Consider the following 23,931-nt stretch of genomic DNA (forward strand, 5'->3'; position numbering starts at 1 on the left):
AGGTCTCCCTCAGGCGGCGAGAAGCTTGTCGAGGCCGCCGGCAGCCTCGAGATCATGAAGATCGTCGCTGCCGCCGACATGGGTGTCCCCGATGAAGATCTGCGGCACCGTGCGCCGCCCGTTGGCGCGCAGGCTCATGGCTTCCTGCAGCTCGGGCTTGCCGTCGACGTCGATCTCCTCGAAGGGAATGCCCTTGCGGGTCAGCAGGGCCTTGGCCGCCTTGCAATAGGGGCACCAGGATTTCGAATACACGACGACAGGCGGCATTGCCTTCATTCCATCCACAAACGACCTCGCCCACAGATGGGAAGGCGGAGAGCCAAAATCAATCGGTATTATAGGCAGTTGCCGCAGGCCGACAAGAAGGGGCGCCCCGGCGCCGCAGGCATCCGCTCACGGCTTCTGGAAGACCATCCACGCCCGGTCGAAGGCGCGGATGCGCATGTCGTGCTCGCGCATCAGGATATAGAGTGCGCCGGAGGGCAGCAGGCCGAGGGCATCGTCCCGGCCGATCTGCAGCAGCAGGCGCCAGCGATCCGCCGAGCGCAGCAGCCTGCGAGCCTCCGCGCTGGCATAGGCCTCGCCCGTGCCGCAGAAAATACCGTGCGAAGCCAGCTGGGCCTGGGCCTGCATGCCGTTCTGCAGCGGGCGCGGCCAGCCGCCGAGCTGGTGGTTGGCGCCGCCTTTGCCGTCCGGCATGCCGTAGCGGCCGAGCCAGGTCTCGTAGTGGATCTCCTCGCTATCCTCGTCCCAGAAGGTGGAGGCTTCCTCGCCATGCGGGAAGGCATCGAAGGCCTTGTCGCTCGGCGGGATGGCGGTGACGACGGGGCGCGCCGTCACGGCGGCCGGCTTGAAGCGGCTGCTCCAGCGTTCCTGCGCCAGGGCCGCCAGGGCGGCGGGTTCGACCTTGCGCTCCAGGCGCTCCACCGGGGTCTTGTCCCAGATCAGGCGCAGCCCGGTCGCGGCATGGGGATCGTAGGGTTTCGGCTTCACCCAATAGTCGCAGAACAGCAGCAGGCGGCCGTGATGGGGCAGTGCCGCGGGAAAGCCGGGGGTCAACGACAGCGCGGCCAGATCGAGTTGGGCGATGAAGGCGAGGGGAAACACCGCTGTCACCGCCCGGGCGAGATCGCTCTGCTCGCGGCTGGCTTCGCGGGCGTGCTCGGGCGTCAGCCATGAGCCTGGTCGCGTGGCTTCGCTGGCCAGGCGATCCGCCTCTGTGAGATGGGCCTGGGTGCGTTCGGCCGCATCGCCATAGGGCGGGCGTTCCGGCCAGGCCATGGTGTCGGGTAAATCGGGCAGGCCGCCGATCTTGCTGGCGCCGAGCGGAATCCGGCTTTCCTCGCAAGGCGTGGTTTCCAGCACCAGCGCCGGCCGGGCCTGCTCGGCGAGCCGGGCGACGCTTTCGGGGGCGAGGCCGGCTTCGCTCAGGGAACTGTGCAGGGACTCGCGGCTGTCGGGCCAGGCGAGAAGAGGCGATTGGTCTATCGGATCCAAGTTAGGCAGTCCCGTTCGGTTACTCGATCGGCGTCGCCACCCGGGCGAACACCAGCATGTCGACATTGGCTGCTCCGGCCCGCAGCAGGGCACGCGCCGCCGCTTCGCCCGTGGCGCCGGAGGTCAGCACATCGTCGATCAGCACGATGCGCTTGCCCTTGATCGCAGACCTGGCGCTTGGCGGGACCACGAAGGCGCCTTGCACGTTGCTGGCCCGTTCCCTGCGGCTGAGGCCGACCTGATGGGCCGTGCGCCTGGAGCGGCCGAGCAGCAGCGGTTCATAGGTCACCCCACTCCGATTGCCGATCTCGCGCGCCAGCAGGGCGGCCTGGTTGAAGCGCCGCCGCCACAGCCGCAGGCGATGCAGCGGTATCGGCACCAGCATGTCGGCGTCGGCCAGCACGTCCTGTCCGGCCTGGGTCATCAGTCGGCCCATGAAGGGCGCGATCTCGACGCGGTCGCCATATTTGAGCCGATGCACCAGCTCGATGGCGGCGCCTTCATAGCGGGCCGCGGCCCTGGCCCGGCCATAGGCGGGCGGATCGGCGATCGCCTGGGCCGACACCATGCCCTCGCCATGGTCGTAGACGAAGGGAATGCCCAGTCTCTCGCAATAGGGCCGCTCGATCAGGGACAGCTGCTGCCAGCAGGCCACGCATAGATTGGCGTGGCTGGCCGTGGTTTCCCGGCAGCTCAGACAGCGCGGCGGCAGGATGATGTCGGCCAGCCGGCTTCCCGCCTGCAGGAGCAGGCGCGACAGCGAGGAGGGGGCTATGGCGGGGACGGACATGGCGGCAAAGTGGCAAAGATTACCGAGCCTGTCATCAGGACATTGCAGTGGAAGTGCCACCGGTAATATGAGAAGGCATTAGGGCTTAATTTGCCGAGCGAGCCCGACATCGCCATTATACCCGCCATATTTACGTTTGAGACTGGAATATTTGCGTCAATGTCCGTCCCGCTTCGCACTGCCATTGCCCGCCTCGATCTGTTTGCCGGCGCAAGCCCGGAGGATATCGACGCGGTTGCGAATCTTGCCATCGAACAACGTTTTCGCGACGGCGAATCGATCTTCTCGCGGGGCGCGCCGGGTGAGGGCATGCTGATCGTGCTCCAGGGTACGATCCGCCTTTCCATCGTTTCCGTCGAGGGACGCGAGCTGATTCTGCGTGAAGCCGGGCCGGGGGACGTGATCGGCGAGATCGCGGTGCTGGACAGCGGCAGGCGCACTGCGGATGCCACCGCAGTCGGGCCGGTGGTTGCCGGTTTCATCGCGCAGGCCTCCTTCGTGCGGCTGCTCGCCACCCGCCCCGCGCTGCAGATGCCGATCCTGCAGGTGCTGTGCGCGCGGCTGCGCGACACCACCGACCAGCTCGAATCGATCGCGCTCTATCCGCTCGAGGCCCGGCTGGCCCGCTTCCTGCTCTGGCATGTCAAGCGGTACGGGCGCACCCGCGCCGACGGCGCCCGCAGTGCGCCGCTGACGATCTCGCAAAGCGCGATCGCCAGCTTCGTCGGCGCCAGCCGGCCCAAGGTCAACCGGCTGCTCGCCGCTTTCGAGGAGCGGGGGGCGATCGAACGGCGCGGCGCCATCGTGCATTGCCATGTGGCCGCGCTTACCCAACTGGCGCAGGCGGAAACGGTCCCCGGCGAGGCGCATGCCGGCGCCGGCCAGGACGCGGCGCGTGGCTGATCTTGCCTTCAAGCCCGCAATTGCCACCGGCCTGGCGGCCTTCATCCTCGGTCTTTGCTTTCTCGTCTACAATCCAGGCGGGGCCGCCAACACACTGCGCGAAGAAGCCTTCGACTTTCTCGAGAGCGTGATCCCGCCCAAGCGCCTGCCCGATGGCGTGGTGGTGGTTGACATCGACAGGCCCAGCCTGGCCGCCAAGGGAGGGTGGCCGTGGCGACGGGGCGGCGGGCTGACCGATCTGGTAACCAAGCTGCAGGATGCGAAAGCACAGGTCATCGGCGTCGATATCCTGCTGGATGGCCCGGACCGGCGCTCACCGGCACCGATGCTGAGAGTCTATGCCAAATCGACTGGTCGGACGGAGCTGACGAGCGTTGCCGACAGCCTGCCTGATGAGAACAAGCAGCTCGCCGAAGCGATCGCCCGCTCGGATGTCGTGCTGGGCTTGTTGCCCGACGAGGCCGGCAAGGATGCATTGCCCTTCCCGCCTCCGATCATTCCGGTGCCGCAGCAGGACCTGTCCCAGAAGGCCGCCGGTGTCGTCGCTCCCTCGGCGGCACTCGTGGATGGAGCGGTTGCGATCGGCGCTTTGTCGCTCTCTCCTGTCACCGGCTCGAAGGTGCGCCACGCGCCGGTCTTCGTGCGGGGCGGCAGCGAGATCTATGCGGGCTTTGCGATGGAGGTCTTCCGAAGCGCGCAGCACGCATCCGCCTTTCTGCTCGATCCCGACGGAACCACCGCCTCGGTGGGAGAGACACGCATTCCCTTGCGGGAGGGGGCTTCGGTGCGGCTTCATCTCGCCGCTCCGTCGACCTGGCGCGCCCGCACGGTTTCGGCCGCCGACGTGCTGGACGACAAGATACCGGCCCAACGTTTTGCCGGCCGCATCGTGTTGATCGGTGCCAGTGCGCCGGAAGCAGGCGCACTGCTCCCGACCGCCGCGGGACCTCTCACGCCGACCGTGCAGGTCCAGGCCGAGGCGATCGAAGGCCTGCGCTCGGGTGACATCCCGCAGCGCATCCACAGCCCGAGGCTGATCGAGCCACTTGCCGCCTCCGCCCTCGGCCTCGTGGCGCTGGCGGCTGCGCTGTGGCTCGGCCCTTTGGCGGCAAGCTCGGTGCTGGCGGTGCTGATACTGGGCTGGATCGGCTTCAGTGCCGGCCTGTTCGCCAGCACGCGATTGCTGATCGACCCTGCCGGTCCGCTGATCCCGGCCATAGCCGCCGCCAATTCGGCCCTGGTGGTGATGTTCGCCCATACCCGCAAGCTGCGTGGGGCGATCGAGCGCAAGTTCGGACGCTACCTCTCCCCCGAGATCGTGCGCCGCCTCACAGCCGCGCCGGAAGAGCTGAAGATCGAGGGTGAATTGCGGGAGGTCACGGCGCTGTTCTCGGATATCGAGGGCTTCACCACCATGTCGGAGAATGCCGAGCCGCGCACGCTGGTGGGCGCGCTCGATGCCTATTTCGATGGGGTCTGCGCCATCGTCATCCATCATGGCGGCATGGTCGACAAGATTGTCGGCGATGCCGTGCACGGCCTGTTCAATGCGCCGCTGACGGTCGAGGGACATGCCAAGGCGGCGCTGGACTGCGCCATCGAGATCGGCCGCTTCACCACGGAATTCCGCCAGCGCGAAGATGCCAGGCGCCTCGGCTTCGGCCGCACCCGCATCGGCCTGGATACCGGGCCCGTGATCGTGGGCGACGTCGGTGGTCTTGGTCATCTCGACTATACCGCCCATGGCGACGCCGTGAACTCGGCGGCGCGGCTGGAGGCGCTGAACAAGCAGTTCGGCACCACGGTCTGCCTTGGCGCCCGCGCGGCCGCCGCCATCGGCGAACCGGAGAGGTTGCGGCCCCTCGGCAATGTCGTGCTGCGGGGGCGTACGGCGCAGACGGCCGTTTTCAGCCCCTGGCCCGACGATGCCACTCCCGAGCGCCGCCAAGCCTATATGGCGGCCTTCGACAGGATGGCCTCGAAGCCGGCCGAGGCGCGGAGCCTGTTCGAGGCTCTTGCCGCGACCTGGCCTGGGGATCCGGCAGTGACCTATTGGGTCAAGACGCTCGCCTGAGATCCGGCGAAAGGGCACCGCCGGTTCGGCCTGCGCAGAGTAATAAAATACCAACATGCCTGCTTTTTGAGATGAGCGGCATCGACTTTTTCCAATGTCTATTATTTGTCCTGTTTGAATTTAGAGACAAGGCGTGAAGGATAATCTTGTTTCGATTTATATCGATAGATCTTGTTGTATTATTTTAATACATCGCAGTCTGGTGTATAGATGATTTGAGTTTCGTTTCTTTATAAAGATCATTCAGTTTGGTAAGTATATATCTATACAATATGAAATCTAAATTTATATACTCGTGACTTGATCGTGATATGTAAAGTAAAAATCAAAAAATACGACGGACGCCGTATAGAACGGTAAGGTTTGTTGCGGTAGTTTTTGTCCGCGGGGACCACAAATCCATGCCTGCGCCGATTCGGCCTTACCGGGGGTAAGACGTGCCGGGTCTGGCGGAGTGTGGAGGCAGTATCCCCGCGGCGGGATCAGTTATCTCAACTTGTTGGAACCATCAGCCGGTATCGACGCCTGTGTCGAAGCCAGGCGGTATCAGCATGCCGTGGAGCCCCCGCCGATGTCTGAGCGGGTGGGGATTCCAGATGACGTGCCATCGTCGTGACCTGAGTTGCGTTGCCGAGCTGCACCTTGCTTCCCGCCAGACGTCGTTATCGCGATTGAAAGCCAATCTCAGAGGCAGCTTGCTCGGTGCCTCCATGCTGTCGATCGGCATGGCGGGCCCGGCCCTTGCCGATTGCTCGACGAGCGGGTCGATCCAGACCTGTACGGGCAACCTGCCCACCGGCGTGCAGCTCGATGCCGGCCCGACCACGCTGAACGTCAACAGCCTGAGCGGCCCCGTGAACGGGCAGGTCCTGCTGCGGCAGAATGGCGGGGATGGCGGCAACGGCCATGACGGTGCCCTGTTCGTGCCGCCGGCGTCGGGTGGCGGCGGCGGTTCGGGCGGCGGCAGTGCGCCCACCGTCACGGGCCAGAGTTTCAACCAGACCACGGGCGTCGCCGTCATCAACTACAGCGATGGTTCCATCATCACGCTGACGCCGAAGGCGGGATCGAGCACGCTTTATACGAAGCAGACCCAGACCCCCAAAAGTGGCGGCGGCTACGATACGACCAGCGTCGATATTCCCGCCACCGTCACGCCCAACGAGGCCGATGGCTCCATCACCATCTCGCTTGGCACCAATGGCGACGCCGGCACGATGACCATCAAGCCGGGCGCCGCCGGCGGCAGCCTCACGGGCGGCGGCCTCAACCTCAATTATGCCGGCACCGGCCAGACGCTGACGACCACGGGACAGCCCGGGGTCATCGCCATCAGCCGGGGCGGCGATGGCGGCGATGGCGGTGACTATTATCTTGGCGGCGGCGGCGCGCGCGGCGGCAATGGCGGTGCTGGCGGCAGCGCCACCGTGACCAGCAAGGGCGATATCACCGTTACCAATGGCTATGGCGTGGTGGCGCAGTCGATCGGCGGCAGCGGCGGCCATGGCGGCGGTTCCTATACGGTGGTCGGCAGCGGCGGCGAGGGCGGCAAGGGCGGCGCTGCCGGCGCAGCGAGCGTGACGGCGGGTGAAGGCACGATCACCACCTATGGTGACAATTCCGGTGGCCTGGCGGCCATCAGCCAGGGCGGCAAGGGCGGGGCCGGCGGCAGCGCCGGCGGCATCGTCGCCTCCAGCGGCGACGCATCGGGCGCCGGCCGCGGCGGCTCGGCCTCTGTCACGGCGCTGGAAGGCCTGACCATCGTCACCCATGGTGCCAATTCGCATGGCTTGCTGGCGCAATCCATCGGCGGCAGCGGCGGCAGCAGCGGCAGTGCCGGTGGCCTCGGCGCGATCGGCGGCCAGGGTGGCACGGGCGGCGATGCCGGCACCGTCGATGCCCGCAATTTCGGCGATGTCACCACCAACGGCACCCACTCTTTCGGCATCCTGGCCCAGTCGATCGGTGGCGGCGGCGGTTCGGGTTCCGGCGGCGGCGGCCTCGTCGTGCTCGGGGCGGATGGCGCGGCCGGCGGCGCCGGCGGCAACGTCACCGCGGTCAATGGCGGCAGCATCACCACCAAGGGCTTCAATTCGACCGGCATCTTCGCCCAGTCGATCGGCGGCGGCGGCGGCGACGGTGGCTCCTCCGGCGGGCTCGTGGCGATCGGCGGCAAGGGCTCGACTACCAGCAATGCTGGAACGGTCGACGTCACCAACGCGGCCGGCGGTTCGATCACCACCTATCAGTCCTTTTCGCAGGGCATCTTCGCGCAATCGGTTGGCGGCGGCGGCGGCAATGGCGGCTCCTCGGGCGGTCTCTTCACCGTGGGCGGCCAGGGCGGTTCGGGTGGCAATGGCGGGGCCGTCACGGTCATCAGCGCCGGATCCATCGAAACCGGCATCAATGCCAAGGCCGATTCGAGTGCCGTGACGGACTCGGCGGCCATCTTCGCGCAGTCGGTGGGTGGCGGCGGCGGCAATGGCGGCAACGCGCTTGCTGTCGGTACCGGCATTACGGTGGCGCTGGGTGGCAAGGGCGGCGTCGGCGGCACGGGTGCGAATGTCAGCGTCCTGCGTGACGATGTCGATCCTGCGCAGGCCAGCAGCGCCTCGATCATCACCTGGGGTGACCGCTCGGCTGGCATCTTCGCGCAGTCGGTGGGCGGCGGCGGCGGCAATGGCGGCTTCGGCATCAGCGCCAATGGCGGTCCGATCAGCGCCAGCATCGCGCTCGGCGGCAGTGGTGGCGACGGCGGTGGCGCCGGCAATGTCCAGGTCGACACCAAGGGCAGCATCGAGACGCATGGCAGTGGCTCGACGGGCATCTTCGCCCAGTCGGTCGGTGGTGGCGGCGGCAATGGCGGCCTGGCGGTGGCCGGCTCGGCAGGGCTGGTCCAGGCTTCGATCGCCCTCGGCGGCGGTGGCGGCAAGGGTGGCGATGCCGGCACGGTCAATGTCTCCAATCTCTCGGTGATCACCACGGCGGGCGATAATGCCAGCGGCATCCTGGCCCAGTCGGTGGGTGGCGGCGGCGGCAATGGCGGCGTGTCGGTTGCCGCCGGCCTTGGCCTGGCCAGCGCCAATGTCGGCCTCGGCGGTACTGGCGAGAAGGGCGGCTCGGGCAAGAGCGTCACCGTCGACAGCAATGGTGACATCGCAACCGGCGGCAAGAACTCTTCCGCCATCCTGGCCCAGTCGATCGGCGGCGGTGGCGGCAATGGCGGCCTCGCCGTCGGTGCGGGGATCAGCGGCGTCGGTGCTTCAGTCACGCTTGGCGGCAGCGGCGCGCAGGCGGGGCATGGCGATATCGTATCGGTGACCTCGACCGGCAACCTCCTGACCAAGGAAGACAATTCGGCCGCCATCCTGGCGCAATCCGTCGGCGGCGGCGGCGGCAATGGCGGCTCCACCGTGGCTGGCCAGCTCTCGGTGGCCGGCAACGTCAATGTCGGCCTTGGCGGCACGGCCGGTGGCGGCGGCAATGGCGGCGCCGTAACGGTCAAGGCCTACAAGCCGGCAGGCGCCACGGGCAACGCGGCTACGCTCGAGACCGACGGGAACAATTCGGCCGGCATCCTGGCCCAGTCGATCGGTGGCGGTGGTGGCAATGGCGGCTTTGCCGGCGCGCTCGCGCTTTCGGGCGGGGTTTCTGCGGGGATCTCTCTCGGCGGCGGCGGCGGCAGCGGCGGCAGTGGTGCTTCCGTCCAGGTCGACCAGAGCCACAACATCCTGACCAAGGGCGACAATTCGGCCGGCGTGCTGGCCCAGTCGATCGGTGGCGGCGGCGGCAATGGCGGCTTTGCCGCCACCTTGAGCGGCAGTGCTCCCCTGGTCGGCGTTTCCGGTTCGGCGGCGATATCGCTGGGCGGCAAGGGCGGCGCGGGCAACAATGCCGGTACGGTTTCCGTCACCAGCAATGGCGCGATCCAGACCGAGGGCGACCGCTCCGACGCCGTGCTGGCGCAGTCGATTGGCGGCGGCGGCGGCAATGGCGGCTTCGGCCTCTCCGGTTCCTTCAATGTCGGCGGCGTCGGGGCGGCATCCGTCGCCATCGGCGGCAGTGGCGGCGTGGGGGCCGATGCCGCCCTCGTGACGGTGAAGAGCACCGGCCCGATCCTCACCAAGGGCGATGCCTCCAATGGCCTCGTCGCCCAGTCGATCGGCGGTGGCGGCGGCAATGGCGGCTTCTCGGGGTCGGCTTCGCTCTCCAGCAGCATTTCGATCGGTGTTGCCGTCGGCGGCACCGGCGGTGATGGCGGCAATGGCGGCGGCGTCGACCTGACCAATCAGGGGGCCGTCCAGGTCACAGGTGCCAATGCGGCCGGTGTGCTCGCCCAGTCGATCGGCGGTGGTGGTGGCAATGGCGGCTCCGGCATTGCCGCGAGTCTCGGCGGATCGGCTGGCCTGTCGGTCGCGGTCGGCCGCAGCGGCGGCAGCGGCGGTACCGCGTCGGCGGTCAGCGTCACCAGCAATGGCGATATCCTCAACGGCGCGGGCACGGGCAGTGTCGCCGACGGCAACTACAAGGCCACCACCGCCAATGGCGGCGGCATCCTGGCCCAGTCGATCGGCGGTGGCGGCGGCAATGGCGGCTTCAGTGGCTCCCTGGCTCTCGGTGGCGTCGGCGCCCTGTCGCTTTCGCTCGGTGGCAGCGGCGGTGATGGCGGTTCGGCCGGCACGGTGAACGTCCAGAACGGCACGCAGCAGGCCAGCAACATCACCACGCTCGGCGACCTCTCGGCCGGTATCACCGCCCAGTCGATCGGCGGTGGCGGCGGCAATGGCGGCTTCGGCATCGGTGTGTCCGGTTCGGGCGTGGTTTCCCTCTCGGCGGCCGTCGGCGGCAAGGGCGGCTCGGGCAATACCGCCAGCGCCGTTACCGTCGGCAGCAATGGCGACATTGTCACATTCGGTAATTTCTCCGCCGGCATCGCGGCCCAGTCGATCGGCGGCGGCGGCGGCAATGGCGGTTTCGCGGTGTCCGGCAGCATAGCTCTCGCGCCCGAAGGCGGCGGCAGCGCGGCCGTCGCGGTCGGTGGTTCGGCCGGCGCTGGTGCCACGGCCGGCAATGTCGGCGTCACCAACAAGGGGGCCGTGGCGACCTTCGGCACTTCGTCCACCGGCATTCTCGCCCAGTCCCTGGGCGGCGGCGGCGGCAATGGCGGCTTTGCCGCCGCGGGCGCCATCACGGTGTCGCCCGAGGGTGGCGCGAGCATCGCGGTCGCGGTCGGTGGCGCAGGCGGTAATGGCGGCACGGCCGGCAAGGTCACGGTCTCGCAGACGGGTGCGGTCGCGACCGAGGGCGACCAGTCGACCGGCGTGCTGGCCCAGTCGATCGGTGGCGGCGGCGGCAATGGCGGCTTTGCCGGCACGCTTTCGGCCAATATCGGCAATGGCGTCGCTCTGGGGGCCAGCGTCGGCGGTACGGGCGGTGACGGCGCCAAGGCCGATGCGGTCGAGGTCATCGTCAACGGCGATGTCTCGACCGACGGGATTCTGTCCAGCGGTGTCATCGGCCAGTCGATCGGCGGTAGCGGTGGCAATGGTGGTTTCTCCGTCGCCGGCACCCTGCAGATCGGGCAGGGCGGCAGCCTGAATGCCAGCGTCGGCGGCTTTGGCGGCGACGGCGGCAAGGCCGGCAACGTCGATGTCAGCCATACCGGCAATCTCCAGACCAAGGGCGACCTGTCGCTTGGCCTCCTGGCGCAGTCGATCGGTGGCGGCGGCGGTAATGGCGGCTTTGCCGGCAGCCTCAGCGCGACCATCGGCGAGGGCGTTGCCCTGGGCGTTTCGGTGGGCGGCGAAGGTGGCGGCGGCGCCACGGCCGGCAACGCCAAGGCCAGCAATATCGGCAATGTCGCGACATTTGGTGCCGGGTCCACGGCTATCCTGGCGCAGTCGATCGGCGGCAATGGCGGCAATGGCGGCGCCAGCGTGGCGGGCGCCGTCGGCGTCGGCGAGCAGAATGTAAGCCTGGCGGTTTCCGTCGGTGGCTTCGGCGGCGATGGCGCCAAGGCCGGGTCGGCCGAGGTCGACAGCACCGGTCTGATCTACACCAAGGGGGCTCTCTCCCACGGCCTTGCGGCCCAGTCGATCGGCGGCGGTGGCGGCAATGGCGGCTTTTCGGTCGCCGGCAATCTGAATGTCAGCACCGGCACGGGCGGCAGCGCCTCCGTCAGTGTCGGCGGCGGCGGCGGTTCGGGCAGCACCGGCGGCGACGTCACCATCAAGTCGAACGTCGGCAAGGTCCTGCCGACCGACAACAGCGCCACCATTCAAACCGCGGGGGATGGTTCCAACGGCATCTATGCCCAGTCGATCGGCGGCGGTGGTGGCAGTGGCGGGTTCTCAGGGGCGCTGTCGCTCACCTTCAGCGAGGGAGCAACCGCCGGTTTCGGCATTTCCGTCGGTGGCTTTGGAGGAACCGGCAACGATGCCGGCGCGGTCAAGGTGACCAGCGTCGACAATATCCTGACGGGAAGCAAAACCCAGATTGGAGACGAAACCCAGATCACCGGCAAAGGATCCAACGGCATCCTGGCGCAGTCGATCGGTGGTGGCGGCGGCGATGGCGGCTTCAGCGGCGCCGCGACGATCACCGGTGGGGCGTCCGGATCGACGCAAGCCGGTGTCTCCCTCTCCCTCGGCGGCTTCGGTGGCGCTGCGGGCAATGGTGGTGCCGTGACGGTCGATTCGACGGGGCTCATCACCACATGGGGTGACCATGCCGATGGCGTGCTGGCCCAGTCGATCGGCGGTGGCGGCGGCAATGGCGGCATGAGTTTTGCCGGCGCGGTCGGCGTCAGCCAGAATGCCGTCGACGTCTCGCTGAGCATGGGCGGCTTCGGAGGGGCAGGCGGGACCGGCGGCAATGTCAGCGTCACGCGCAACGGCACCATCCTCACCGCGGGCGACTATTCGGTCGGCTTGGCCGGCCAATCGATCGGTGGTGGCGGTGGCAATGGCGGCCTGTCGATCACCGGTGCCTTTGGCGGCACCAGTTCCAAGAACATCAGCGCTTCGCTCGGCGGCTTCGGCGGTGCCGGCACCGGCGCTGGCCTCGTCACCATCGGCAATACCGGCGACATCGGCACCACGGGCATCGGCTCGCAGGCGATCCTCGCCCAGTCGATCGGCGGTGGCGGCGGCAATGGCGGGCTCGCGGGCTCGGCCGTGTTCGGCGTCGGTGGTGAAAACACCAATCTGAACTTCGGGGCGGCCGTTGGCGGCAAGGGCGGCAGTGGCGGCACTGGCGGCGACGTCAAGGTCACCAGCAACGGCAATCTGCAGACGCAGGGCGATGCGGCGCAGGGCATCCTCGCCCAGTCGATCGGCGGTGGTGGCGGCAATGGCGGCTCGAGCCTGTCGGGCGTGCTCGGCGTCGGCGGTGCCAGCCAGGGTCGCACGATCAATGTCAGCTTCGCGGTGGGCGGCCTTGGCGGCGACGGCAACACGGCCGGCAATGTCACCGTCGACCAGTCGGGTTCGATCCAGACGGATGGCAGCGGCTCGCATGGCATCCAGGCCCAGTCGATCGGCGGGGGCGGTGGCAATGGCGGCCAGGCCAACTCCCTCTCGCTGGTCCTGACCAAGGCCTGCACCCTGCCGGTGGTCTGCACCGCACCGGAAGAGACCAAGAACAATTTCTCCTTCCAGGCGACGGTGGGTGGCTTTGGTGGCACCGGCAACGATGCCGGCACCGTCACCGTCGGCAATGACGGCGTGATCGTCACCAAGGGCGATGCCTCCAGCGGCATCTTCGCCCAATCGATCGGCGGCGGCGGCGGCCAGGGCGGCAGCGGCATCATCGGCCTGCAGGACGTGGTGCCCAGCCCCTATAGCTACGCCACGCTGGCAGCCATGCCCTTCGGCGCCGTCGGTATCGCCAAGAACTATGTGGTCGCCGTCGGTGGCTATGGTGGCTCGGCCGGCAACGGCAACACGGTTACGATCGACAACCAGGGTCAGATACAGACCGAAGGCATCTATTCCTGGGGCATCTTCGCCCAGTCGGTCGGTGGCGGCGGCGGCAATAGCGGCAATGCCGTTGCGGGCCTGACCGGCACCATCGGCCTCGGTGGCGGTGCGCTCGCCGATCTCCTCGGCGTCGACAGCGGCTCGGCCGGCGATGGCGGGACTGTGACGGTGACCAATGGCAAGTCGGGCGATGTCGAGATTGGCGCCATCCAGGCCAACGGCACCATCTCCTCCGGCGCGATCCTCGCCCAGTCGATCGGTGGCGGCGGCGGCCAGGGCGGAGCAGGCTCCGGCCTGATCGATATCGGCGGCGATGGCGGTGCGGCCGGCAATGGCGGCGCTGTCACGGTCACCAATTTCGCCTATCTCGGCACCAAGGGCCTGTTCTCGAATGGCATCACCGCCCAGTCGGTCGGCGGCGGTGGCGGTACCGGTGGCGGCGGTTCGCTCAGCGCCCTCGCCATCGGCGGCGCCGGCGGCGCTGCAGGCAATGGCGGTACGGTCGCTGTCGCCAATGCCGGCGATATCTTCACGGAGGGCCGCGAGTCCAATGGTGTCACGGCCCAGTCGATCGGCGGCGGCGGCGGCACCGGTGGCGGCTTTCTCTATGACAAGCAGGGCATTGGCAGCCTGGTCGGCAGCGTCAATCTCGTGCAGGTCGGCGGCAGTGGCGGTGCCTCGGGCGATGGTGGCAGCGTCGGCATTGCCAATAGCGGCTTCGTGCAGACCGAGGGAGATTTCTCCAACGGCCTGTTCGCGCAGTCGGTCGGCGGTGGCGGCGGTATCGGCGGCGGCGGCCTTGGTGCGGTGGCGATCGGCGGCAAGTCCGGTGCGGGCGGCAAGGGCGGTGACGTGACCATCAGCAATGCCGCGGGTGGCCAGGACGTTGATCTGACGCCAGGGGATAGCAACGATGATCCGATCAAGATTAGCATCATCACCACCGGTGACCAGTCCAATGCCATCATGGCCCAGTCGGTCGGCGGTGGCGGCGGTTCGTCCGGCGAAACCTACGGCCTCGTCTCCTTCGAGCGTGGAGCGGCCGCAGGCAGCGACGGCGGCATGGTCAAGGTCACCAATGCCGGTTCACTGCTGACCTTCGGCCAAAATTCCACGGCTATCTTTGCCCAGTCGGTCGGCGGTGGCGGCGGCTATGCGGCAGCGGCCACCGGGCTCGGCGCCTGGGGCGCCGATGCAGGCGGTGGCGGCAATGGCGGCGCGGTCAGCGTCATCAACACCGCCGAACTGATTGCGACCGATGGCACCAATGCGCATGGCATCTTTGCCCAGTCGATCGGCGGCGGCGGCGGCGTGGTCAATTCGCTGGGCGGCCTCACCGTGCCCAAGCCCTTCATCGATGCCTTGCCGGAAACCGCGCAGGGCGTGGTCACCAACCTGCTCGACGGCAAGAGCGTCGGCATCGGCTTTGCCGGTTCCGCCGGCGGCGACGGCAAGGCCGGCGACGTCACCATCAACCAGACCGGCAACATCATGACCGTCGGCTCCGGCTCCTTCGCCATCCTGGCCCAGAGCGCCGGCAAGACCAATGGCAACATCGCCATCACCGTCAACGCCGACAGCAGCATCGTCGGCGGCACCGGCATGGGCGCTGGTGTCGGCTTCCTCGACGGGGCGACCAACACGCTCGCCAATGCCGGCGTCATAGCCGACCTCGGCAAGACCGTCGGCCTCGCCCTCGACAAGGACAAGAAGCTGATCGGCACCGGTTGGATCGATGGCCTCGCCGTCTATGGCTCGGCCGGCAACGAGGCGGTGACCAACACCAACCTCGTCACCGGTTCGGTCAAGCTCGGAACAGGCCTCAACACCTTCGACAACCAGAACGGCGCCTGGTTCGTCACCGGCGACACTGTCCAGCTCGGCGACACCGCGGCCCATCTGTTCTCCAATGCCGGCTTCATGGCGATTGGTGGCGTCAATCGGGTCTTCACCACCAACGAGACCGGCTATTTCGGCCAGAAGGCCGATGGCAGCTACATGCTGGACTTTGACCTCGACCGGAACGCCGATTGGAGCACGACAACGTCGATGGCAATGCTGGCGGCGGCCCTGCCGGATCTGAGCAATCCCGGCTTCACCGACCTTCTCAACGTCTCGGGCGCGGCCGATCTCGCCGGCAAGGTCTCGATCAACCTGCTCAACCCCGGCAAGGCGACGCCGGGTACCAGCGACCATGTCATCGTCCACACCGAAAAGGGTGTCACGGACAGCGGCATGACCATCGATGCCATTCCGACGGCGGTGGCGAATTACAGCCTGATCTTCACCGATTACGACGCGATCCTGCGCACCAAGATCGACTTCTCGGCAGACGGCCTGACTGAGAACGGGCATGCCGTCGGCAATGCGATCAACGCGATCCAGACCGACCAGACTTCGCCGAAATTCGTGCCGCTGGCGGCAGCCATCTTCTTCCAGCCGGACGTGGCCGCGCTGCAGAAGACCTATGACTCCATCGACGGCGAAGGCACGGCCGGCGTGCAGCAGACGCTGTTCTCCGACAGCGGTGCCTTCATGCGCTCGGTGATGCAGCAGGCCGATTTCTGGCGCAACGGCAATGCGGTCGATCTCACCGGCAAGACCGTCGGCGGCTGCAGCGCCGATGTCGGCGGCAAAACCGTGAAGGGCGCATCCTTCTGCGACACCCGCCTGTGGCGGGCCTGGATCACCGGTTATGGCGGTGGCTCCTCCTTCGACGGCAACACCGTCGTCGGCTCGGGCAATCTGAAGACCCACAACCAGGGCATCGCGGCAGGCCTCGATTACCAGTTCGATCCGAATTATCTGATCGGCCTGTCGGTGGGCGGCGGGCATTCCGCCTTCGGGGTGGAGCAGCGTGCCACCACGGGTAAGGTGGATGCTGGCCATTTCGCGCTGTACGGGGCCGCCAAATACGGCAATTTCTACGCCAACGGGCTGCTCGGCTTCGACGTCATGCACGCCACCACCCAGCGTTATGCCATGATCCAGGGCACGAACGCACCGATCAATCCGGTGGCGGGCGCCTATGACGCGCTCGGCAACAGCTTCGACGGCCGCGCCATCAGCGCGCGCCTGGAGGGAGGCTACAAGGCCAATTTCTCGGGAGTGAACGTCACTCCCTTCGCGGCGCTGCAGTTCTCCTCCCTGCATCTGGACGGCTCGACCGAGCACGCCCAGGGCACCACTGGCGGCCTTGCCCTCAATTATGCCGGGCGGACCATCAACTCGTTCCCATCCTTCCTGGGGGCGCAGATCGATACCCGCTTCTATTTCGGCGAGACGACCTATCTCGAGCCCTTCCTCCGCGCCTCCTGGGTGCACGAGTTCGCGAACCGGCGCTCGGTCGAAGCCGGCTTCACGGCGGCACCCGGCTATAATTTCGTGGTCTACGGCGCTTCGGCGCCGCGGGATTCGGCTCTGGTGGAAGCGGGCGTGAACCTGGTCTCGGCCTCGGGCCTGTCGGTTTACGGCAAGTTCAGCGGCAATTTCTCCAAATCCTCGCACGACCTCACCGGGTCGGGCGGGCTTCGCTACAGCTGGTAAATCGAAGGACGGATAGGCGACGATGCATCGTGTGGTTGAATTGACGGTGGCGGCGGGCCTGGCCTGCCTTTTGGTGGGCAGTGCGCAGGCGCAGGCCAAGAAATCTGCCGCCCCCGAGGCTCCCAAGGCAGCGACGCCGGCGCCTGCCGCAGCCCCGGCTCCCGCGGCGCCCGGTTGGGTGACGCGCTGCACCGCGGACGCCCGGCAGGGCCCGCTCGACTGCGTCGTCGAGGAAAACGCAGTGATGAACAATACCGGCCAGCTCGTGGTCGGCTTCTCGGTCCGCGTTCCCAGCGACACTCGCGCGCCCGTGGTGCTGGTGCGTCTGCCGCTCGGGCTTTATCTGCCGGTCGGCCTCAAGCTGCAGGTCGATGACGGCCAGGTGGCGAGCTATCCCCTGCAGACCTGCGACGGCGCCGGCTGCTATGTCGGCACGCCGCTCGATGCCGGGCTGCTGGCCCGGATGAAGACCGGCAAGCAGCTCAAGACGACATTCCAGAACCTGCAGCGCAACGATGTCAGCGTGCAGCTGCCGCTCGCCGGCTTTGCGGAGAGCTACGCCAAGATCCAGTGAACAGAGCAAAGCGCGTTTCGACTGAAACGCGCTTTGCTCGCACTCTCTGGTTCGACGCGTCTTTGCGATTCTCGGCGATCCCTGGCGATTCCGCCAAAATCCAAACGCTCCGGCTCAGCCCCAGGGGCCCTTCGGGCTTTGCGGGCCGCGTGGGCCGAGATCGTCCAGGCTGACGCCCTCGACGAACCCACCCTGGCGGGGCGGCTGCCGGCCCGCGCCCATGCGCCGGGCCTGCTCTTCCAACGCCGCGATGCGGTTCCGGGTGTCGGGATGGGTCGAGAACAGATTGTCCATCGGCCGGCCTGACAGCGGATTGATGATGAACATATGCGCCGTGGCGGGATGGGCCTCGGCCTGCTCGTTGGGAATGGCATGGGCGGCATTCTGGATGCGTGCCAGGCCCGAGGCGAGCGCCAGCGGGTTGCCGCTGATCTCGGCGCCCAGACGGTCCGCCTCATATTCGCGCGAGCGCGAGATTGCCATCTGCACCACCATGGCGGCGAGCGGCGCCAGCACGGCGAGCAGGATGGAGCCGATTGGACCGAGCGAGTTGCGCTCGCGATTGCCGGAGAAGAACATGCCGAAATTGGCCACCATCGAGATGGCGCCGGCCAGGGTGGCCGTGATGGTCATCAACAGCGTGTCGCGATGCTTGATATGGGCAAGCTCATGGGCGATCACGCCCGCAACCTCGTCGCGCGACAGCGATTGCAGCAGGCCGGTATTGATGGCGACGGCGGCATTGGCCGGATCGCGCCCGGTGGCGAAGGCATTGGGCTGCGGATCGTCGATCAGATAGAGCTTGGGCATCGGCAGGCCGGCATTGCGGGCAAGGCCGGCCGTGAGCTTGTAGAGCCCCGGCTCGCTGGCGGGGCTGACCTCGCGGGCCCCGTACATCGACAGCACCATGTCGCCCGAACGCCAATAGGCAAACAGATTGGTGCCGATGGCCACCAGGAGGGCGATCATCATGCCGCCCTTGCCGCCCAGCATCAGCCCGATCACCATGAACAGGGCCGTCATGCCGGCAAGGAGCAGGGCAGTGCGCGCGTAATGCATCGGAAGGAACCCGTTCGTCATGGCCTGAAAATCGGGTCTGCGATGGTTCATGTGCAAGAGGGTTGCGCATGAAAATTTCGTCACGTGGAGGCTGCAGCGCCAATCAACAGGGGATCGACTGAGGACGGCACGGTTGCGGGCGCGCCGAGGCCGTCCCGCAATCGCTATACTCCGCACTATACTGGGACGGCCTCCGGGCGTTCGCCGGACGCCGCTATCACATCGCCGCTTCCTGGTCGTCGTAGCTGCCGTCACCGCCGTCACCGCCACTGCCCAGCACCACCACGCGCGTGCCGACGGGCGTGTTGTTGTAGAGATGGATGATGTCCTGGTTGAGCAGGCGGATGCAGCCCGACGACATCGACTTGCCGATCGAGGAGGGGTCGATGGTGCCGTGCAGGCGGTAGAGCGTGTCGCGGTTGCCCTGGAACAGATACATCGCGCGGGCGCCCAGCGGGTTGCCGGGGCCGCCGGGCATGCCGCCCGCCCATTTGGCCGCTTCGCTGTCGCGCTTCACCATGTCGGAGGGCGGGGTCCAGCGCGGCCACACCGCCTTGCGCTTGATCGTGGCCCGGCCGTTCCAGGCAAAGCCCTCGCGGCCGACGCCGACGCCATAGCGCGTGGCGTTGCCGCCTTCATGCACGTGATAGAGATAGTGGTTGGGCGGGTCGACCACGATGGTGCCGGGCGCCTCGCCGGTCGGGTCGGAGACCTCGCGGCGCAGGAAGGCGCCATCGATCCGCCTCAGGTCGATCGCCGGGACCGGATTGCCGTTGTCGTCGAAGCCCGCATAGATTTCGCCGTAGTCGTAGTCGCTGCCGCCCCAGCCGTCGAAGATCGAGTCCGCGGAAAGCCGCTTCGACGAGGCGCAGCCGGCCAAAAGGAGGGGAGCGCCGAGCACGAAGAGGCGGCGGGACAGTTGAGGCATCACAGACCTTCCAAACCGGGAATCAGAATGAGCATGCGAATCGCGCGCATACTACAAGCTGATCATCGTTAATTCTTCATTATCCGGTACAATAAGGACGTTCAGAATTCCGGCTCTAGAGGCGGTTTCCCAACGTCATCAGCGGTAATCGGCAAGAGTTCGTGATGCCACAGGAAGTTGCATGCGCGCCTCGCCATAGAGCAGGGCGCGCATTTGAAGTGTTCTCGCGGTCGGTTGCCCGGCCGTACGCGACAGGCTCAGATCCAGGGCCGTGCCGCGGCCGTCTTCTGCTCGAAGGAAGAGATGGAGGGGGTCTTCTCCATGGTCACGCCGATATCGTCGAGGCCCTTGAGCAGCTTGTTCTTGCGGGCCGGATCGATGTCGAACTTGACGCTACCGCCATCCGGGCCGTGGATTTCCTGGGCTTCGAGATCCACCGTCAGCGTGGCATTGGCGCCGCGCCGGGCATCGTCGAACAATTTTTCGAGATCGGACTCGGAGACGACGATCGGCAGGATGCCGTTGTTGAAGCAGTTGTTGTAGAAGATGTCGGCGAAGGAGGTGGAGATCACGCAGCGGATGCCGAAATCGAGCAGGGCCCAAGGGGCATGCTCACGCGAGGAGCCGCAGCCGAAATTGTCGCCCGCAACCAGAATCTTGGCCTGGCGATAGGCAGGTTTGTTCAGCACGAAATCCGGATTCTCGCTGCCGTCATCGTTGAAGCGCATCTCGGAAAACAGCCCCGCGCCGAGGCCCGTGCGCTTGATGGTCTTGAGATATTGCTTGGGGATGATCATGTCCGTGTCTACGTTCATGATTTCCAGCGGCGCAGCGACGCCGGTGAGCGTGGTGAACTTGTCCATTGTGTTCAAACCGTGTGAGATGGGGCCCTGTTGCCCGGTCTTTTATGGCCAGATGGCCCAAGTGACAAGCGAATTGGACGACAAGCAAATTGGGTGGCAGGTAAATTGGACCGGAAAGAACCATGTCTGGCTTGTTGAGGCTGAGCGAGGCGGCGCGACGCGCGGCCGTGAAGGCATTGGCGCCTGCCGAGCCGATTGTCTACGTCACCGCGCCCGACCCGCGCGAGGCTGCGCGCAATGCCTTGCCGACCCTCGGGGCCGGCGTCCTGCTCGCCGTGCTCAGCCTGCCGATCGCCTGGGCCTGTCTCGCTGCCGTCTGGCAGGCCGTCCACAATGGCGGCTCCTTGATTCTGCCGGCCTTGTTCAGCCTGCTCGCCGTGCCGGCCTTCCTGTTCGGTCTCTACCTCGTCTGCGCCCCCTGGGCGGCCTATCGGCGGGCTAAGGACCGCGTGGTGCTGATCACCGACCGGCGCCTGGTGCTGATCTCCATCCGCAACGGCGTCGAGGAGGCCCTTTCCGGCAGGGCCATTCTGGGCGTTGAGCGCAAGGGCATCGAACGCGGCTTCGGCACGCTGGAAGTCCGCCATGAGGCGAAGGGTGATGAGGCCGAGACGACCTTGACCGGGCTCGACAATGTCATGGCGGCCGAACTCGCCATCCGGCGGCTTTCGCTCGATCATTCCGTCACCATCATCTCGCCGGTGCACTGAGCGGGCAGAAACTGTCGCCTGTAGAACAGGGAATGTCTGGTTTCAGTCTTTGAGACATTTTCGTCCGGCTAGCATCGCCCTGTCCAATTCAGGAGTGGCGCGATGGGGGCGGAAGCAGGGACCGAGACGAGGCGAGCCCGTTCGGGACGGCGCGGGGCGCGCAGCGGGCCGGCGGCGCCCGCTTACATCACCCGCCGGATTCCACCCTATGAGATTCTGTCAGAGGAAGCTCTCATCCGCATCGAGGAGCATGCCGACCGCATCCTCGAGGAAGTCGGCTTCGAGATCCGCGGCGACCAGGAAGCCGTCGACCTCTTCCGCAAGGCTGGCGCCGAGACCGATGGCTGGCGCATCCGCCCGCCACGCGGCCTGGTCCGCTCGATCATCCAGGCGAGTTGCCCGGCGAGTTTCGTCCAGCACGCCCGCAATCCCGAGCGCTCGGTGGTGATCGGCGGGCCCAATACGGTGTTCTCGCCGGCCTATGGCTCGCCTTTCGTTTCCGATGCCGAACGCGGCCGGCGCTATGGCACGCTGGAGGATTTCGGCAATTTCGTCCGTCTCGCCTATCTGACGCCCTGGCTGCATCATTCCGGTGGCACGGTGTGCGAGCCGGTCGACGTGCCCGTCAACAAGCGGCATCTCGACATGGTGCTGGCCCATATGACCCTGTCGGACAAGGCGTTCATGGGCTCGGTGACGACGGCGCCGCGGGCCGCCGATTCCATCGAGATGTGCCGCGTGCTGTTCGGGGCTGATTTCGTCGACGCCAACTGCGTCATCCTCGGCAACGTCAACACCAATTCGCCTTTGGTGCTGGACGGGGAGGCCTCGCGCGTCATCCGCACCTATGCCAGGGCCAATCAGGCGGCCGTGTGCGTGCCCTTCATCCTCGGAGGCGCCATGGGGCCTGTGACCACGGCGGGCGCCCTGGCGCAATGCTTCGCCGAAGCCATGATGTGCGTGGCCCTCACCCAGCTCGAGCGGCCGGGCGCGCCGGCCATCTTCGGCAATTTCCTGTCCTCGATGTCGCTGAAATCCGGTGCCCCCACCTTCGGCACGCCGGAACCGGCGCTCGGCTATCTCGGCATCGGCGCGCTGGCGCGCCGGCTCGGCGTGCCTCTGCGCTGCGGCGGCAATCTGTGCGCTTCCAAGATCCCAGACGCCCAGGCCGCCTATGAGAGTGCCAATTCGATGTGGCCGGCCTTCCTGGCCGGGGCCCATTTCATCCTGCATGCGGCTGGGTGGGCCGAAGGCGCCCTGGCGATGTCCTACGAGAAATTCGTGATCGATGCCGACCAGCTCGGCGCCTTCCATACCTTCGCGCGGGGCATGCCCGTCGACGAGAACGCCTTCGCGCTCGACGGCTTTCACGAGGTTGGGCCGGGCAAGCATTTCCTCGGCAGCGCCCATACCATGCGCAACTATGAAACCGCCTTCTACGACTTCCCGCTCTCGGACAACAATTCCTTCGAGCAATGGAGCGAAGAGGGCAGCCACGACATCGTCCAGCGCGCCAACCGCAAGTGGAAGGCGATGCTGGAGGCCTATGAGGCGCCGCCCCTCGACACGGATAAGCGCGAGGCTTTGGAAGCTTTCGTCACCGAACGCAAGGCTGCCATGCCCGATGCCTGGTATTGATACGGACGCCGCCGGCGGCCGGGGCCTGCCACCAAATCGCCGCATTGCATAAAGCGGCTCTTCGGGTTAAAGCCCCTTTATCCAATTCTGGGGATGAAAATGGCCGAAGCACATCACGACACGATGACCGCGCACGACTTTTCCGATCACAAGAACACCTATGAGGGGTTCCTGCGTTTTTCCGCGATCGGAATGGCCTGGACCCTGGGCATCGTGGTTGCGCTGGCCATCGGCGGCACCAGCGGCCGCTGGGGCATCTGCTCGATCATCGCGATCCTGTCGACCATCGCCACCGTATTCGGCATGGCGGTGAAGAGCTGGAGCTGGAAGCCCGGCGCCCTCGTGCTGATCCTGGGACTTCTGATCCTGCTGCTCCTCTCCCACTGAAGCGGCGGCTGCCGCAGGGGACATGGCCGGACCTGCGACCGCTCCATGAGGGCGGGAGCCTGTTGCCGCGTCCCCTGGAGCAAAACGCGATTTCTCCGAATCGCACTTTTTACCTAGCTATTTGTTTTTACGCGTTTTCTTGAACGAGAAGTCTATCGGCTTTTCTGGAAAATGCTCTCGGCGAACGATCCCGGCGTAGACCGGAGCGACCTCTCTGCATATCCCTGCAGCCCTGTGCGAGGAGCGATCATGATCGGCATAGCTGTCCCGGCAGAAGTTGAATCCGGCGAACCTCGCGTTGGCGCGACGCCCGACACGGTCAGGAAGCTGTTTGCGCTTGGCGCGACGGTTCGGGTCGCGAGCGGTGCGGGCCTGGCGTCCGGGATCACGGACGAGGACTATGCGGCGGCGGGGGCGACGATAGCGCCCTCCAATGCCGAAGCGCTGGAAGGGGCTGCCATTGTGCTGAAGGTGCGCCGCCCGCGGGCGGACGAGCTTTCTGCCTATCCGTATGGCGCTTTGGTGCTGGCGATCATGGATCCCTATGGCCAGCACGAGGCGCTGGCCGCTTTGGCGCAGGCGAACGTGTCGGCCTTCGCCATGGAACTGATGCCGCGCATCACCCGGGCGCAGGTGATGGACGTGTTGTCTTCCCAGGCCAACCTTGCCGGTTACCGCGCGGTGATCGACGCCAGTGCCGAGTTCGGCCGGGCCTTCCCGATGATGATGACGGCCGCCGGCACCGTGCCCGCCGCCAAGGTCTTCGTGATGGGGGCTGGTGTCGCCGGCTTGCAGGCCATCGCCACGGCACGGCGCCTGGGCGCGGTGGTCACCGCCACCGACGTGCGCCCGGCCGCCAAGGAGCAGGTCGCCTCGCTCGGCGCCAAATTCGTCGCCGTCGAGGACGAGGAGTTCAAACAGGCCGAGACATCGGCCGGCTACGCCAAGCCGATGTCGGCGGAGTACCAGGCCAAGCAGGCCGC

The 23,931-nt window shown here is 66.8% G+C and carries 14 protein-coding genes; 8 read left to right on the top strand and 6 right to left on the bottom strand.

The features are described 5' to 3' along the window. Window positions 1–9: 9 nt before the first annotated feature. The 3 genes from grxC to ABXS05_RS28240 all read right to left on the bottom strand — a co-directional run bounded on the left by grxC (window position 10) and on the right by ABXS05_RS28240 (window position 2,287). Window positions 10–267: a glutaredoxin 3 gene (grxC, locus tag ABXS05_RS28230; protein WP_311937584.1), complete on the bottom strand. Its 258-nt coding sequence runs from the start codon at window positions 265–267 to the stop codon at window positions 10–12. 126 nt (window positions 268–393) lie between these two features. Continuing rightward, on the bottom strand, window positions 394–1,497 hold the full coding sequence (locus ABXS05_RS28235; RefSeq protein WP_367626171.1) for a DUF1963 domain-containing protein: 1,104 nt from the start codon (window positions 1,495–1,497) through the stop codon (window positions 394–396). Window positions 1,498–1,516: 19 nt separating this feature from the next. Next, window positions 1,517–2,287 (bottom strand): ComF family protein, encoded by a 771-nt coding sequence (locus tag ABXS05_RS28240; RefSeq protein WP_367626172.1) that lies wholly within the window; start codon window positions 2,285–2,287, stop codon window positions 1,517–1,519. A gap of 159 nt (window positions 2,288–2,446) precedes the next feature. Here ABXS05_RS28240 and ABXS05_RS28245 point away from each other — a divergent pair, with 159 nt between their 5' ends. The 4 genes from ABXS05_RS28245 (at window position 2,447) to ABXS05_RS28260 (ending at window position 17,363) form a co-directional block, all read left to right on the top strand. Continuing rightward, window positions 2,447–3,190 (top strand): Crp/Fnr family transcriptional regulator, encoded by a 744-nt coding sequence (locus ABXS05_RS28245; protein ID WP_082980208.1) that lies wholly within the window; start codon window positions 2,447–2,449, stop codon window positions 3,188–3,190. After that, entirely contained in the window at window positions 3,183–5,264 is a 2,082-nt protein-coding gene (locus tag ABXS05_RS28250; protein WP_367626173.1) for a CHASE2 domain-containing protein, read from the top strand. The genes ABXS05_RS28245 and ABXS05_RS28250 overlap by 8 nt, the downstream gene beginning before the upstream one ends. A gap of 695 nt (window positions 5,265–5,959) precedes the next feature. Further along, complete coding sequence (locus tag ABXS05_RS28255; RefSeq protein WP_367626174.1) at window positions 5,960–16,789, top strand: hypothetical protein; 10,830 nt, start codon at window positions 5,960–5,962, stop codon at window positions 16,787–16,789. Window positions 16,790–16,811: 22 nt separating this feature from the next. Beyond that, a complete protein-coding gene (locus ABXS05_RS28260) occupies window positions 16,812–17,363 on the top strand; it encodes an invasion associated locus B family protein (protein WP_367626175.1) in 552 nt (183 codons plus the stop codon). 114 nt (window positions 17,364–17,477) lie between these two features. Here the strand turns inward: ABXS05_RS28260 and htpX are convergent, their stop codons facing one another. The 3 genes from htpX to leuD all read right to left on the bottom strand — a co-directional run bounded on the left by htpX (window position 17,478) and on the right by leuD (window position 20,213). Beyond that, window positions 17,478–18,422, bottom strand: a complete 945-nt coding sequence (gene htpX, locus ABXS05_RS28265; protein WP_367626178.1) for a zinc metalloprotease HtpX — start codon at window positions 18,420–18,422, stop codon at window positions 17,478–17,480. 217 nt (window positions 18,423–18,639) lie between these two features. Beyond that, entirely contained in the window at window positions 18,640–19,350 is a 711-nt protein-coding gene (locus tag ABXS05_RS28270; protein WP_068299798.1) for a L,D-transpeptidase, read from the bottom strand. Window positions 19,351–19,607: 257 nt separating this feature from the next. Then, window positions 19,608–20,213 carry a 3-isopropylmalate dehydratase small subunit gene (gene leuD / locus ABXS05_RS28275; RefSeq protein ID WP_311937551.1) on the bottom strand — a complete coding sequence of 202 codons (606 nt, stop codon included), beginning with the start codon at window positions 20,211–20,213 and terminating at the stop codon, window positions 19,608–19,610. Window positions 20,214–20,335: 122 nt separating this feature from the next. Here leuD and ABXS05_RS28280 point away from each other — a divergent pair, with 122 nt between their 5' ends. The 4 genes from ABXS05_RS28280 to ABXS05_RS28295 form a co-directional block, all read left to right on the top strand. Then, window positions 20,336–20,923 carry a hypothetical protein gene (locus ABXS05_RS28280; RefSeq protein ID WP_311937548.1) on the top strand — a complete coding sequence of 196 codons (588 nt, stop codon included), beginning with the start codon at window positions 20,336–20,338 and terminating at the stop codon, window positions 20,921–20,923. Between the two features lie 102 nt (window positions 20,924–21,025). Beyond that, window positions 21,026–22,561, top strand: coding sequence for a trimethylamine methyltransferase family protein (locus ABXS05_RS28285; RefSeq protein ID WP_367626176.1), 1,536 nt, complete (start codon window positions 21,026–21,028; stop codon window positions 22,559–22,561). Window positions 22,562–22,660: 99 nt separating this feature from the next. Continuing rightward, the gene (locus ABXS05_RS28290; protein ID WP_082980274.1) at window positions 22,661–22,948 is read left to right on the top strand and encodes an aa3-type cytochrome c oxidase subunit IV; all 288 of its coding nucleotides are present in this window, start codon (window positions 22,661–22,663) and stop codon (window positions 22,946–22,948) included. A 252-nt stretch (window positions 22,949–23,200) separates the two neighbouring features. Then, a partial coding sequence (locus tag ABXS05_RS28295) for a Rossmann-fold NAD(P)-binding domain-containing protein (RefSeq protein WP_496204187.1) occupies window positions 23,201–23,931 on the top strand: 731 nt, incomplete at its 3' end.

It is taken from the genome of Labrys neptuniae (assembly GCF_040797145.1).
Lineage (GTDB): Bacteria > Pseudomonadota > Alphaproteobacteria > Rhizobiales > Labraceae > Labrys > Labrys neptuniae.

Coding starts and splice junctions, on each gene's coding strand:
- grxC (WP_311937584.1), bottom strand. CDS start 267: ATGCCGCCTGTCGTCGTGTATTCGAAATCCTGGTGCCCCTATTGCAAG.
- ABXS05_RS28240 (WP_367626172.1), bottom strand. CDS start 2,287: ATGTCCGTCCCCGCCATAGCCCCCTCCTCGCTGTCGCGCCTGCTCCTG.
- ABXS05_RS28245 (WP_082980208.1), top strand. CDS start 2,447: ATGTCCGTCCCGCTTCGCACTGCCATTGCCCGCCTCGATCTGTTTGCC.
- ABXS05_RS28260 (WP_367626175.1), top strand. CDS start 16,812: ATGCATCGTGTGGTTGAATTGACGGTGGCGGCGGGCCTGGCCTGCCTT.
- htpX (WP_367626178.1), bottom strand. CDS start 18,422: ATGCATTACGCGCGCACTGCCCTGCTCCTTGCCGGCATGACGGCCCTG.
- ABXS05_RS28270 (WP_068299798.1), bottom strand. CDS start 19,350: ATGCCTCAACTGTCCCGCCGCCTCTTCGTGCTCGGCGCTCCCCTCCTT.
- leuD (WP_311937551.1), bottom strand. CDS start 20,213: ATGGACAAGTTCACCACGCTCACCGGCGTCGCTGCGCCGCTGGAAATC.
- ABXS05_RS28280 (WP_311937548.1), top strand. CDS start 20,336: ATGTCTGGCTTGTTGAGGCTGAGCGAGGCGGCGCGACGCGCGGCCGTG.
- ABXS05_RS28285 (WP_367626176.1), top strand. CDS start 21,026: ATGGGGGCGGAAGCAGGGACCGAGACGAGGCGAGCCCGTTCGGGACGG.
- ABXS05_RS28290 (WP_082980274.1), top strand. CDS start 22,661: ATGGCCGAAGCACATCACGACACGATGACCGCGCACGACTTTTCCGAT.